Here is a 14,446-nt window from a genome sequence, read left to right on the forward strand (position 1 = left end):
TAAGGGTCTAAGGTTCTGAGGGTCTAAGAGGCTAAGATTAGTTGAGAAAAACTCAGAACCTTAGCATCTTAGAACCTTAGCACCTTTTTACACGTTTCCAATGCGTATCACGTCAGCAAAAATTCCAGACGCAGTCACCGCAGCTCCGGCTCCGGCTCCTTTGATCAATAAAGGCTGATCTACGTAACGATCTGTGTAGAAAAGCACGATATTGTCTTTTCCTTCTAAATTATAGAAAGGATGATCTTTTGGAATGAACTGCAATCCAACGCTTGCTTTTCCGTTTTCGAATTGCGCAACGTATTTCAATCTTGAATCTTTGGCTAAAGCTTCTTTGTAAATGTTCTCAAAATGCGAAGCGTGTTTGATTAACGAAGCAAAGAAATCGTCGTTGTTTGTTGTTGCTAAACATTCTGCAGGTAAAAACGATTCGTTTGCGATGGCGTCAATGTCCATTTCATAACCGCTTTCGCGAATTAGGATTAAGATTTTACGAGCAACGTCGATTCCACTTAAGTCGATTTTTGGATCTGGTTCTGTGAAACCTTGAACTCCAGCTTCTTTTACCACATCGTGGAAAGAATTATTTTCGTCAAAATTGTTGAAAATAAAGTTCAAACTTCCCGATAAAACCGCTTGAATTTTATGCACTTTATCTCCAGACGCAATTAAGTTTTTTACCGTATCGATAATTGGCAATCCTGCACCAACATTCGTTTCAAACAAGAAAGGAGCGTTGTATTGACGAGATAAGCTTTTTAATTTTTTATAATTGTCGTACGCAGATGAACAAGCAATTTTGTTGCAAGTTACAACCGCAATACTTTCTTTTAAGAATTTCTCGTAGGCTTCAGAAACTGTTGCATTTGCAGTGATGTCTACAAAAATGCTGTTACGTAAATTTAGTTCTTTAGCTTTTTTAATGAATTCTTCGATGCTTGCTGGTTCACCTTCGCTTAAAGCGGCATCCCAATTTTTTAAAGAAATTCCGTCTTCATCAAAAATCATTTTTCTTGAATTAGATAAAGCGATAACACGAACATTAATTTTTAAAACATCTTTTAAGAATTTCTTTTGGCTGTGAATCTGTTCGATGAATTTTTCTCCAACATTTCCAACTCCCATTACAAATAAGTTCAGCTGTTTTGTATTTTCTTCGAAGAAATTCTCGTGCAAAGTATTCAGCGCTTTTTTAACATCTCTTTCGTTAATTACAGTCGAAATATTTCTTTCAGAAGCACCTTGAGCAATCGCACGAATATTTACATTGTTTTTTCCTAAAGTGCTGAACATTCTTCCGCTCAAACCTTGGTGGTTTTTCATGTTTTCACCAACTAAAGCAATAATGCAAAGGTCTTTTTCTACATAACAAGGATCGATTTTGTTTTGCGAAATTTCGATTTCAAACGCTCTATTTATGGCAGCTTCAGCATTTTCAGCATCTGAATTTAAAATTCCGATACAAATTGAGTGCTCAGAAGATGCCTGCGTAATAAAAATAACGTTGATTTTTTCCTGAGACAATACTTCAAATAATCTTCTAGAAGAACCCGCAACACCAATCATTCCTGGACCTTCAAGAGTTAAAAGCGAAATATTATCAATATGACTGATTCCTTTTACAACGGTATCTTTTGAAAGAACAGTGTCAGAAATTAAAGTTCCAACAGCTTCTGGCTCAAAAGTATTTTTGATTAAAATTGGAATGTTTTTTCTTAAAACCGGCTGAATAGTTGGCGGATACAAAACTTTGGCACCAAAATGCGATAATTCCATTGCTTCTTGGTACGAAATGTTTGCAATTGGCTGTGCTTGTTTTACAATTTTAGGATTTGCAGTAAACATTCCGTTTACGTCAGTCCAGATTTCTAATTGTTCTGCATCGATTGCTCCAGCGATAATTGCTGCAGTATAATCAGAACCTCCGCGTCCTAAAGTTGAAGTAATTCCGTCTAAAGTCTGCGCAATAAATCCAGGAAGAACATTGATTCTTGATTTATTCTCAGCAAAATATTCTTTAATTAATTGATTTGAAACTTCGAAATTAACAGCAGCTTTTCCGAAATCAGCATTTGTTTTAATTAATTCTCGGCTGTCTTTATAAACAGCATCACTATTAATTTGCTGATATGCTTTTGCGATAATAAATGAAGAAAGTAATTCACCAAAACTTAAAATAGTGTCTGCAGTTCTTGGAGATAATTCTCCTAAAAGGAAACAACCATCTAATAAAGTTTCTAGGTGATTGATAATTCTTTTTACGTGACTTAGTAAACTGCTTTGCTCACTAACGGGAATTAGTTCTTTTAAAGTGTCAAGGTGTTTTTTCTCGATTTCTGCAACAACATCTCTAAAGCTTTCGTCGTTTGCTGCGGCTTTTGCTGCTGCTGACTGTAATAAGTCTGTTACTTTGCTTAATGCAGAAACTACTACAACTAATTGATCCTTTTCTGCTTTTTGTTTGACAATTTCAAGAACGAGTTTTATATTTTGGGCATTGGCTACCGAAGTTCCGCCAAATTTTAATACTTTCATTTTAGTGATATTTTTTAATAAGGTGCAAAGATTTTTAGTGACAAATGCTCAAAGGTTAACTGTGAACTGAAACTGAAAACTGCGACTATTTTTTTCTTTGTAAATGTTTTTTATGTATCCAATAACTCTCTTCTTTTAAGAAAAAAGTATAGATAACCTGAATTATATGTAAAAATGTATACCCCTAAGGGGTAGTAATTGTTGTAGTAGAAATAATGGTAACAGCAATTGCAACTCGAGTTGGAGTTGTCATTGTAGACGTGTATTTTGTGCTGTTATTTTTCATTTTTGATTTTTCAAAAGTACAGTTTTTAAGTAGTATTAAAAACTGTTATTGCCTTTTTGCGAATATTTTAATAATTCAAATCTCAAAAAATCAATATTGAGTATTTGTTAAAATTAAATAAGCTAAATTGAGGTTTTGACATATTTAAGGATCGTTTTTTTAGATTCAGAACCCATATAATGAATTGATTTTTAAAGAAAAACTTGCCATAAAAGAGGTGTAAAGGCAGAATTTAGTTTTATGAAATAAATAAAAGCAGTCAATCTCGTAAATATGAATTTTAATTATTGTGATAAATTGTTGCTTTTTAATATTGATTTGTTGAATTTTGATGCCTTAATTTAAAATAATCATGAGAGAGATTCATTATATAAGTACTGAAACCATAACTTTAGAAACATTACACGAGATTTTATCCAATAACAAAATGTTGGAATTATCTGAAGAAGCTAAAGTAAATGTACAGAAATGCCGTGATTATTTAGATAAAAAAATGGCCACACATACGGCGCCAATTTACGGAATCAATACTGGTTTTGGGTCTTTGTATAGTGTGAAAATTTCTAATGAAAACTTATCTAAACTTCAAGAAAATCTAGTAAAATCTCATGCATGTGGAACGGGCGAAGAAGTTCCATCTGAAATTGTAAAAATGATGCTCTTGCTTAAAATTCAATCTTTAAGTTACGGGCATTCTGGCGTTCAGTTGATTACATTACAGCGTTTGGTTGATTTTTATAATAATGACATTCTTCCTGTTATCTATACACAAGGTTCACTTGGCGCTTCTGGAGATTTGGCTCCTTTGGCACATTTATCTTTGCCATTAATTGGAGAGGGAGTTGTGTTTTTTGAAGGAAAGAAAACAGATTCGAAAGAAGTTTTAAAGCATTTTAACTGGGAACCAATCGTTTTACAATCCAAAGAAGGTTTGGCTTTATTGAACGGAACACAATTTATGAGTGCGTACGGAGCTCATATTTTGATTAAAGCCTATAAATATTCTTATTTGGCAGACTTGATCGGAACTATTTCTTTGGAAGGTTTTGATGGAAGAATTGAGCCATTTAATGAATTGATACATTATATACGTCCGCACAAAGGGCAGATCGTGACAGCAGAACGTATTGCAGGATTTTTAGATGGAAGTGAAATTATCGCTCAAGAAAAGAAACACGTTCAAGATCCTTATTCTTTCCGTTGTATGCCGCAGGTTCATGGCGCTTCAAAAGATGCAATTGATTATGTTCGAAAAGTATTCAAAACAGAAATCAATTCGGTAACCGATAATCCAAACATATTTATAGAAGCCGATCAGATTATTTCTGGAGGAAATTTCCACGGTCAGCCTTTAGCTTTGGCTTTAGATTTTATGGCAATTGCTTTGGCCGAATTAGGAAGCATTTCAGAAAGAAGAACCTATCAGTTAATTTCAGGATTGCGTAATCTTCCAGCTTTCTTAGTAGATAATCCAGGATTAAATTCAGGATTTATGATTCCACAATATACCGCAGCAAGTATTGCGAGCCAAAACAAACAATTGGCAACTCCCGCAAGTATCGATAGTATTGTTTCTAGTAACGGACAAGAAGATCATGTGAGCATGGGAGCCAATGGAGCGACAAAAGCCTTACGAATTTTAGACAATTTAGAACGTATTTTAGCTATTGAATTGTTGAATGCTTCTCAGGCAATTGCGTATAGAGAGCCACTAAAATCAAGTGATTTCATCGAAATGTTCTTGAGCAGCTATAGAGAAGTTGTGCCTTTGGTAAAAGAAGATAGAATCTTACATAATGACATAGAAAACACGGTGTTATTCCTTGAGAGTTTCCAAATAGAAAACGATTTGTTAACAATGGCTTAACATTGCAAAATATTATTGAAGTAATTTTGCACTATCAAAAATAAAACAATGTCAATAAACAGTATTTTCCAATTTTTAGTGCCGAAAGACAAAAAATTCTTTCCACTTTTTGAAGAGGCTTCAAGCAATTTAATTGAATTAGCTTCTAACTTACACGAAGCTGTAAATTTACCATTAAAAGAAAGAGAAATTCTTTTTCAAAAGATTGACGAATTAGAGCAAAAAGGAGAAGACATTACTCGTCAGACTAACTTGGAGTTAAGCAGAAACTTCATTACTCCATTTGACAGAGAAGATATTCACACGTTAATTACTTCAATTGACAACGTTGCAGATTACCTTCACGGTGCATCTAGCCGTATGAGATTGTATCAAGTTGATAAGATTACAAAATCTATCAGAAAGATGACAGAAATCAACCTTGAAGCTTGTCAAAATATAGACAGTGCTGTAAAAGAGTTGAGAAACTTACAGAATTTTAAAGTTATTAAGGATGCTTGTTCTAGAATTAATAAACTAGAAAATAAATCTGATAACGTATATAACAAAGCAGTTTTTGAAATTTTTGAAAACGAAACAGACGCTAAAAATATTATTAAATATAAAGAGGTGTTATCTGTTTTAGAATCAGCAACAGACAAATGTAAGAGTGTTGCGAACATACTAGAATCTATTTCTGTAAAACATTCTTAATTCAATTTTTCATTCTGAAGTTATAATTTTATGACGCTACTTATATTAATTATAGTACTAGCCTTAATTTTTGATTACATCAATGGTTTTCATGATGCGGCAAATGCTATAGCGACTGTTGTTGCAACAAAGGTTTTGACACCTTTTCAGGCGGTAGTCTGGGCAGCATTTTTTAACTTTCTGGCTTATTGGGTTTTTGGATTTGGTGTTGCGGATACTGTTGCTAAAACAGCGCACACAATGGAAATTAACCTAGTGGTTATTTTAGCCGGAGTTATTGCAGCAATATGCTGGAATTTATTGACTTGGTGGTTAGGAATTCCTTCAAGTTCTTCGCATACATTAATTGGAGGTTTTGCTGGAGCAGCTGTAGCGCACGCAATCGCTGTTCACGGATTTTCTGGTTATGTTGGAGAAGACGGAGCAACTCACTACTGGTACGAAATTGTAAGCTGGTATAAGGCCGGGAAAGATGGCGGAATGCCTTCTGGGGTTATTATCATTATTGCCTTTATTGTTTTAGCACCGCTTTTAGGAGCTTTAGCGTCCTATTTAATCTCAATTTGGTTATTAAATGCATCTCGTAAAAGTATCGGTCCTAAGATTTTTACCTTAGCTTTAATGATTGCTACTGTTTGGTTTGTTTACGCGCAAATGGTTCCTTACTCTGAAATTGATAAACCAAGATTTGATTCTCATTTCTGGAGTGTAGCTTTTGATGCTCATAATATTAAATGGTTTTTAGTTGCTTTTATTATCTTAACAGTTAGTGCATTTTGTTTGATATTCAGTAGTTTGAATTTACATCAAGCCGATGCAGCTTTGAAAAAAATGCAATTATTATCTTCTGCAGCATTTAGTTTAGGTCACGGAGGTAACGATTCTCAAAAAGTAATGGGTATTATTGCGGCTGCTGTTGCTGTATATATCAATACAAATCCAGGAGTTCATATGGATGCTTGGTTAGATGTAGTATTGCCAAACGATGATGCAGGTATTAAAGGTGTAATGCCAAGTTGGATTCCATTAGCTTGTTATTCTGCAATTGCAGCAGGAACTTTAAGCGGAGGATGGAAAATTGTGAAAACAATGGGGTCTAAAATCACAAAAGTAAGCTCGTTTGAAGGTGTTGCAGCTGAAACAGCTGGAGCTTTAACGCTTTACTTTACTGAACACTTAAAAATTCCAGTAAGTACAACGCATACTATTACAGGATCTATCATCGGTGTTGGATTAACAAAACGTGTTTCTGCAGTTCGCTGGGGAGTTACAGTAAGCTTAATCTGGGCTTGGATCTTAACTATTCCAATTTCAGCTCTTTTAGCTGGATTAGTATACTTTGTTTTAAGTGTATTTATTTAATGAAAAAATATTGTAAAATGTGAAATGTAAATCACGTTTTCTTTAAAATAAAAAAAAGCCGATTTCAATCTGAAATCGGCTTTTTTTATTAAAATTTTTGAAGATTTTTACGATTGTGTTTTCTTTTATAATGCGTTTGTTTTAAGTTTTTCTGATCTTCAGAAATAATACTGATAGTTCCATCAATTTCAAGCATGGCTAATTTTACATTTTTAAAGAATTCAATTCCGTGCTCACGCATAGCTTCTTTTAATTCTTCATCAGAAATGTCTAATTTGCTTAGAGCTTTAAAGTCTAATTTTCCGTCATGAATTAATACTTCTGGTTTATCAAGAAGCAAATTCCCTAAGGATTTATATCTGTGTGTAAGCTTTTTTATGATAAAGTTAATTATAAATAAAACTAAAGCGGCAATCAGACCCCCCAGAAGGCTTGTGTCAGGGCCAACCATCGCATTTTGAACCGAATTGCTAATTAATAAAATAAGAATTACATCTGCAGTGTTTAATTGCGAAAGTTCTTTTTTTCCGAAAATGCGTAATGCTATTGTCATGAAAAAATATACTGCAACGCTTCGTATGATTATATCTAAATAAGGAAAAGTCATGTTTTTTATTTTAAAGTTAAATAAAAAAGCTTTGCCAAAGTTTAAACTTCGACAAAGCTGCTAAAATATTTATAAGGTATTAAGTTTAAATGAACTTAATTACAGTTTAAAATTCTTTTCAATTGCTCTAATCATTTCTCCGGCAACATCTTTATTAGTTGCACCTTCAATTCCTTCAAGACCTGGTGAAGAATTTACTTCCAGCAATAGCGGGCCTTTGGAAGAGCGGATAATATCAACACCAGCCACTTTTAGATCCATTGCCTTTGCGGCTTTAATAGCAATTTTTTTCTCTTCAGGGGTCACTTTTATAACAGATGCAGTTCCGCCTAAATGGATGTTAGCTCTAAATTCGCCTGGCATTGCCTCACGTTGAATAGCGGCAACCACTTTTCCGTCAATTACAAAACAGCGAATATCTTTTCCGTTGGCTTCTTTAATGAATTCTTGAACTAAGATATTGGCATTTAAACTTTTGAATGCGTTGATAACACTTTCAGCCGCTTTTTTAGTTTCGGCCAAAACTACACCTTTTCCTTGTGTTCCTTCTAATAATTTTACAATTAAAGGTGAACCGCCCACCATTTTGATCAAATTGTCTGTATCAAGTGGAGAATTGGCAAAACCGGTTGTCGGAATATCAATTCCGCTATTTAATAATAATTGCAATGAATATAATTTATCACGAGATTGTGTAATCGCAGTAGCGGAATTTAAAACAAATACCTTCAAAGCCTCAAACTGACGTGTTAAGGCGCAGCCGTAAAACGTAATGCTCGGTCTAATTCTAGGAATAATCGCGTCGAATTCGTTTAGGATTTTTCCGCCTCTGTAATGAATTTCAGGTTTTTTAGCGTCCAGTTTCATGTAGCATTCCTTGATGTTCAAGAAATGCATTTCGTGTCCGCGCATTTCACCAGCTTCCATGATTCTTTTGTTGCTGTACAATTCAGGATTACTGGCTAAAAGACCAATTCGTAAACCTGTTTTTACTTTTTCTGAATTTTGATATAATTCTTTAAGAGATTCAGCTGTCGGCTGTCCTAGAAGATATTTTTGTTCAGGATCAACTAAAACCCTTCCGCTCATCGCTTCGCGTCCTAAAAGCATTCTAAATCCCATAGAATCACGATTAGTCAAAGTCATTTCGATTGGCCATTTTGCATCGCCAATTTTTAAGCTAGTTTGAATAACGTAACGATGTTCTCTAAAACCGCTAGAGCTTTTAACAATTCTTTTGTCTACAAGCGGTGCTTCACAATGAATAATAGTTTTGATATTATTCTGAATTGGATTGATATCGAATTTAACCCAATTAGCATCATTTTTTATAAAAGGCGCTATATTTAGAGCGTGCATTGCCGAAGTTTTGGCACCAGAATCAACACGAGCCTTGATTGTTGGAATTCCTAGTTCAGGAAATGAGCACCATTCTTCGCTGCCTAAAATGACTTTGTTTTGAAGCATATTTTGTTTTTTTATTTTATAGAATTAAATTCAAAAATAGCTATTTGCTTTTACTAAAGATAATAAATTATTTAAAAAAAATGCCCGTTATGTTATGAAAACGTAACGGGCATGTTATTTATGTTATAAATTTTGACTAATTTATTGATTAGTCGGCTCTTCAGCTTTGTGAATTTCTACAGACAATTCTTGTGAGTCATCTTTTAAATCCATCATGATTTCATCGCCAGAATGAATTTTTGAAGTGATGATTTCTTCAGCTAATAAATCTTCAACATATTTTTGGATTGCTCTTTTCAGAGGTCTTGCACCAAACTGTTTGTCGAAACCTTTTTCAGCAATAAAAGCTTTTGCTTTTTCAGTCAAGCTTAATTTGTAACCTAATTCAGCAATACGAGAATAAAGTTTTTTCAATTCGATTTCGATAATCAAATCAATATCAGCTTTTTCTAGTGCGTTAAACACGATTACATCATCAATTCTGTTTAAGAATTCAGGAGCAAAAGTTTTCTTCAAAGCATTTTCGATAATGCTTTTTGAGTTTTCATCAGCTTGAGCAGTTCTTGCTGCTGTACCGAATCCAACGCCTTGTCCAAAATCTTTTAATTGACGCGCTCCAACATTAGAAGTCATAATGATGATAGTATTTTTAAAGTCAATTTTACGACCTAAACTATCAGTCAAATATCCGTCATCTAAAACTTGAAGCATCATGTTGAATACATCTGGATGCGCTTTTTCAATCTCATCTAAAAGAACCACACAGTATGGTTTTCTACGAACTTTTTCAGTCAATTGACCACCTTCTTCGTAACCAACATATCCTGGAGGCGCTCCAACTAGACGAGAGATCGCAAATTTCTCCATGTATTCGCTCATATCGATACGAACTAAAGCATCTTCAGAATCAAATAATTCTTTTGCTAATACTTTTGCTAATTGCGTTTTACCAACACCAGTCTGACCTAAGAAAATGAACGAACCAATTGGTTTATTCGGATCTTTAAGTCCAGCTCTGTTACGTTGAATAGAACGAGCGATTTTTAAAACAGCTTCATTTTGACCAATTACTTTGTTTTGAATTAATTCTGGTAATTGAGCCAATTTGTTGCTTTCTGTTTGCGCAATTCTATTTACAGGAATTCCAGTCATCATTGAAACAACATCTGCAACATTGTCTTCAGTAACTAAAATTCTATTGTTTTTAGAATCTTCTTCCCATTGTTCTTGAGCAACAGCTAAATCTTTTTCGATGCGTTTTTCGTCATCGCGAAGTTTGGCAGCTTCTTCATATTTTTGTTTTTTAACAACCATATTTTTAAGCTCGCGAACTTCTTCCAATTGACGCTCTAAATCTAAAATTTGTTTAGGAACATCAATATTGGTAATGTGTACTCGAGATCCAGCTTCGTCAAGAGCATCAATAGCCTTGTCTGGTAAGAAACGCTCAGACATATAACGATCTGTAAGTTTAACACAAGCTTCAATCGCCTCAGGTGTATAAGTTACATTGTGGTGATCCTCGTATTTGTCTTTTACATTATTCAAGATTGCAATTGTTTCTTCAACAGAAGTTGGTTCAACAATTACTTTTTGAAAACGTCTTTCTAATGCGCCATCTTTCTCAATATATTGTCTGTATTCGTCAAGAGTTGTAGCACCGATACATTGGATTTCGCCTCTTGCTAAAGCAGGTTTGAACATATTTGAAGCGTCAAGAGATCCTGTAGCGCCACCAGCGCCAACAATCGTATGGATTTCATCAATGAAAAGAATGATATCGTCGTTTTTCTCTAGCTCGTTCATCACGGCTTTCATTCTTTCTTCAAATTGTCCTCTGTATTTTGTTCCAGCAACTAAACTTGCTAAATCAAGAGTTACAACACGTTTGTTGAAAAGAATACGAGATACTTTCTTTTGAATGATGCGTAAAGCTAGTCCTTCTGCAATAGCAGATTTACCAACTCCAGGTTCTCCAATAAGAAGCGGATTGTTCTTTTTTCTTCTACTTAAAATTTGAGAAACACGTTCAATTTCTTTTTCGCGTCCTACAACAGGGTCAAGTTTTCCCTCTTCCGCCATTTCTGTTAAATCTCTCCCAAAATTATCTAAAACTGGAGTTTTAGATTTTTTGTTTGACTTATTGGCGGGATTATTAAAACTGCTTTCTTTTAGACTGTCATCTTGTCCTGAATCATCATTGTATGATTCGTTTCTTGGCAAGTTTTCTAAGAATTCTTCTTCGTTCGGAGTCATATTTAAATACTGTTCTTTAGCTATGTCATAATCTATTTTAAGTTTATTCAATAGCTTGGTTGTTGGATCGTTTTCGTTTCGTAAGATGCATAATAGCAAGTGAGCGGTGCTAATTGATGAGCTTTGAAATACTTTAGCTTCTAGAAAAGTGGTCTTCAGGGCTCTTTCGGCCTGTCGGGTAAGGTGAAGATTTTTCTTTTCTGCATTTACTTCAACGCTTAGATTAGCTGGACTCAGTATTTCTACTTTCCTGCGTAAATGATCTAAATCGACTGCTAGGTTATTAAGTATATGAATAGCTTTTCCGTTACCATCTCTTAAAATGCCCAGCATAAGATGTTCGGTACCAATAAAGTCGTGGCCCAAACGAAGAGCCTCTTCTTTACTGTACGTAATAACATCTTTTACTCTTGGTGAAAAATTATCATCCATAATATATAATTGGTATTGTAAATTTAGTGAATTACTGATTTAAAAACAAAAACCGTACCTTTCGAGAATGCCTGTCAGCTAATAGACGAAAAAAAAGGCAATAAAAGCGTTAAAAAACGCTTAATTTATTAACTAAAAGCCAAAATAAAGTTGTTAATAAATCATTGAAATTAGTGTAGGTAAATAGCTGAAAAAATTTCAAAAAAACGTATCTTGGCACGCTTTGAAACTATTATAATTATTTAATATAACAACTTATGTCTGAAGGAGAAAAGTTAATTCCTATTAACATAGAAGAAGAAATGAAGTCAGCTTACATCGATTATTCGATGTCGGTAATTGTATCAAGAGCGCTTCCTGATGTTAGAGATGGCTTGAAACCAGTGCATCGAAGAGTTCTTTATGGAATGTATGATTTAGGTGTAACTTCAAGATCTGCCCATAAAAAATCTGCGAGAATTGTAGGGGAGGTTCTGGGTAAGTACCACCCGCATGGAGATACTTCTGTGTATGACGCAATGGTACGTATGGCTCAGGAATGGAGTATGCGATATTTATTGGTTGACGGTCAGGGTAACTTTGGTTCTGTTGATGGTGACAGTCCTGCAGCAATGCGTTATACTGAGGCTAGAATGCGCAAAATTTCTGAGGAAATTATGGCAGATATCGAAAAAGAAACGGTTGATTTTCAATTGAACTTTGACGATACATTATATGAACCAAAAGTAATGCCTACAAAAGTTCCTACTTTGTTAGTAAACGGAGCGACTGGTATTGCAGTTGGTATGGCAACCAATATGCCACCACACAATTTAACTGAAGTTATCAATGGTACATTAGCGTACTTAGATAATAATGATATTGAAGTAGATGAATTAATGACTCATATTAAAGCGCCAGATTTTCCAACTGGTGGTGTAATATATGGGTACGAAGGAGTTCGTGAAGCTTTTAAAACTGGTAGAGGACGTATTGTAATGCGTGCAAAAGTTGGTTTTGAAGAAGTTGACGGAAGAGAATGCATCATTGTTACTGAAATTCCATATCAGGTTAACAAGGCCGAAATGATCAAACGTACGGCTGACTTAGTTAACGAGAAAAAAATCGAAGGTATCGCGAACATTCGTGACGAGTCGGATAGAAGCGGTATGCGTATCGTGTATATCTTGAAACGTGATGCTACGCCAAACGTAGTTTTAAATACCTTATATAAGTATACTCAATTACAATCTTCTTTTAGTGTAAATAATATTGTATTAGTAAAAGGACGCCCTCAATTATTGAATCTGAAAGATATGATTCACTATTTCATTGAGCACCGTCATGATGTTGTAGTTAGAAGAACACAATTCGAATTGCGTAAAGCGGAAGAAAGAGCGCATATTTTAGAAGGATTAATCATTGCTTCTGACAATATCGATGAAGTAATTGCGTTAATTAGAGGTTCTAAAAACACAGATGAAGCAAGAGAAAAATTAATCGAAAGATTTAAACTTTCTGATATTCAAGCTCGTGCAATTGTTGAGATGCGTTTACGTCAGTTAACAGGTCTGGAACAAGATAAATTAAGAGCTGAGTTTGACGAATTAATGAAATTAATCGAGCATTTAAAAGCTTTATTAGCAGATGTTAATTTAAGAATCGATTTGATTAAAGAAGAGCTTACAGAAATTCGTGATAAATATGGTGACGAACGTCGTTCTCAAATCGAATATTCTGGTGGTGATGTAAGTATTGAAGATTTAATTGCTGATGAAAGCGTAGTAATTACAATTTCTCACGCAGGTTACATCAAGCGTACAAACTTATCTGAATATAAAACTCAAAATAGAGGTGGAGTTGGACAGAAGAGTGCAGGAACAAGAGATCAGGATTTCTTAGAGCATATGTTCGTTGCAACGAATCACCAATATATGATGTTCTTTACGCAAAAAGGGAAATGTTTCTGGATGCGTGTTTACGAAATTCCGGAAGGAAGTAAAACTGCAAAAGGTAGAGCAATTCAGAATCTGGTAAACATTGAAAGCGATGATAAAGTAAAAGCTTTCATTTGTACACAAGACTTAAAAGATAAAGATTATATCAATACACATAACCTTGTAATGGTAACAAAACAAGGTCAGGTTAAGAAAACTTCTTTAGAGAAATATTCTAAACCTAGAGCAAATGGTGTGGCTGCTATTACTATTAAGGAAGGTGATGAATTAATCGGAGCGCAATTAACTAACGGAGAAAGCCAAATTATTATGGCGGTTAAATCTGGAAAATTAGTTCGTTTTGAGGAGACTAAAACACGTCCGATGGGAAGAACGGCTTCTGGAGTTCGTGGAATTACTTTAAAAGATGAAACGGATGAAGTAATCGGAATGGTAACTGTTGATAAAAATGATATTGCTGAATCTCAAATTCTAGTAGTAACCGAAAATGGGTACGGAAAACGTACCAAATTGGTTGACGAAGATGGAGAAGATGTATATAGAATTACAAACCGTGGAGGTAAAGGTGTTAAAACACTTAATATTACTGAAAAAACAGGTAAGTTGATCTCTATTAATGCGGTAACTGATGCAGATGATTTAATGATTATTAATAAATCTGGATTAACAATCCGTATGGCGATTGAAGATTTACGTGTTATGGGGCGTGCAACTCAAGGTGTTAGATTGATTAACCTTAAAGGAAAAGATTCTATCGCTGCTGTTACGACAGTAATGAAAGAAGATGAGCCAGAACAAGTTGTTGATGAAGATGGTAATGTAATCGAATCTACAATTGAAAGAGTTAAACCAGATATGGAAGTTCTTGAAGATGATGGAACTGTTGAAGAGGAAGATGACTCAGACGATGAAGAAGTAGAAGAGGAAGATGATGCCGAAGGTGACGACGAAGAATCTGAAGAATAAAACTAAATTAGAATAAAAATTAAATACAAATAAATATC

8 protein-coding genes are annotated in these 14,446 nt (G+C 34.4%); 4 read left to right on the top strand and 4 right to left on the bottom strand.

Features of this window, described 5'->3' with window-relative positions:
* Positions 1 to 87: 87 nt before the first annotated feature.
* Positions 88 to 2,535 carry a bifunctional aspartate kinase/homoserine dehydrogenase I gene (gene thrA / locus HNP35_RS16795; RefSeq protein WP_184164691.1) on the bottom strand — a complete coding sequence of 816 codons (2,448 nt, stop codon included), beginning with the start codon at positions 2,533 to 2,535 and terminating at the stop codon, positions 88 to 90.
* Positions 2,536 to 3,173: 638 nt separating this feature from the next.
* On the opposite strand from thrA, the gene hutH reads away from it, so the two are divergent.
* The 3 genes from hutH to HNP35_RS16810 are packed head-to-tail and all read left to right on the top strand — an operon-like array spanning position 3,174 to position 6,743.
* Positions 3,174 to 4,688, top strand: coding sequence for a histidine ammonia-lyase (gene hutH / locus HNP35_RS16800; protein ID WP_184164694.1), 1,515 nt, complete (start codon positions 3,174 to 3,176; stop codon positions 4,686 to 4,688).
* Positions 4,689 to 4,736: 48 nt separating this feature from the next.
* On the top strand, positions 4,737 to 5,381 hold the full coding sequence (locus tag HNP35_RS16805; RefSeq protein ID WP_184164697.1) for a DUF47 domain-containing protein: 645 nt from the start codon (positions 4,737 to 4,739) through the stop codon (positions 5,379 to 5,381).
* Between the two features lie 30 nt (positions 5,382 to 5,411).
* Positions 5,412 to 6,743: an inorganic phosphate transporter gene (locus HNP35_RS16810; RefSeq protein WP_184164700.1), complete on the top strand. Its 1,332-nt coding sequence runs from the start codon at positions 5,412 to 5,414 to the stop codon at positions 6,741 to 6,743.
* Between the two features lie 88 nt (positions 6,744 to 6,831).
* Here HNP35_RS16810 and HNP35_RS16815 read toward each other — a convergent pair whose 3' ends face one another.
* From HNP35_RS16815 to HNP35_RS16825, 3 genes are all read right to left on the bottom strand, one after another.
* The gene (locus HNP35_RS16815; protein WP_184164703.1) at positions 6,832 to 7,350 is read right to left on the bottom strand and encodes a DUF421 domain-containing protein; all 519 of its coding nucleotides are present in this window, start codon (positions 7,348 to 7,350) and stop codon (positions 6,832 to 6,834) included.
* 99 nt (positions 7,351 to 7,449) lie between these two features.
* The gene (rimK, locus tag HNP35_RS16820) at positions 7,450 to 8,817 is read right to left on the bottom strand and encodes a 30S ribosomal protein S6--L-glutamate ligase (RefSeq protein WP_184164706.1); all 1,368 of its coding nucleotides are present in this window, start codon (positions 8,815 to 8,817) and stop codon (positions 7,450 to 7,452) included.
* Positions 8,818 to 8,958: 141 nt separating this feature from the next.
* Complete coding sequence (locus HNP35_RS16825; RefSeq protein ID WP_184164709.1) at positions 8,959 to 11,505, bottom strand: ATP-dependent Clp protease ATP-binding subunit; 2,547 nt, start codon at positions 11,503 to 11,505, stop codon at positions 8,959 to 8,961.
* 257 nt (positions 11,506 to 11,762) lie between these two features.
* Here HNP35_RS16825 and gyrA point away from each other — a divergent pair, with 257 nt between their 5' ends.
* Positions 11,763 to 14,408 carry a DNA gyrase subunit A gene (gene gyrA / locus HNP35_RS16830; RefSeq protein ID WP_184164712.1) on the top strand — a complete coding sequence of 882 codons (2,646 nt, stop codon included), beginning with the start codon at positions 11,763 to 11,765 and terminating at the stop codon, positions 14,406 to 14,408.
* Positions 14,409 to 14,446 lie beyond the last annotated feature (38 nt).

Source organism: Flavobacterium notoginsengisoli, from assembly GCF_014207905.1.
Classification (GTDB): Bacteria; Bacteroidota; Bacteroidia; order Flavobacteriales; family Flavobacteriaceae; genus Flavobacterium; species Flavobacterium notoginsengisoli_A.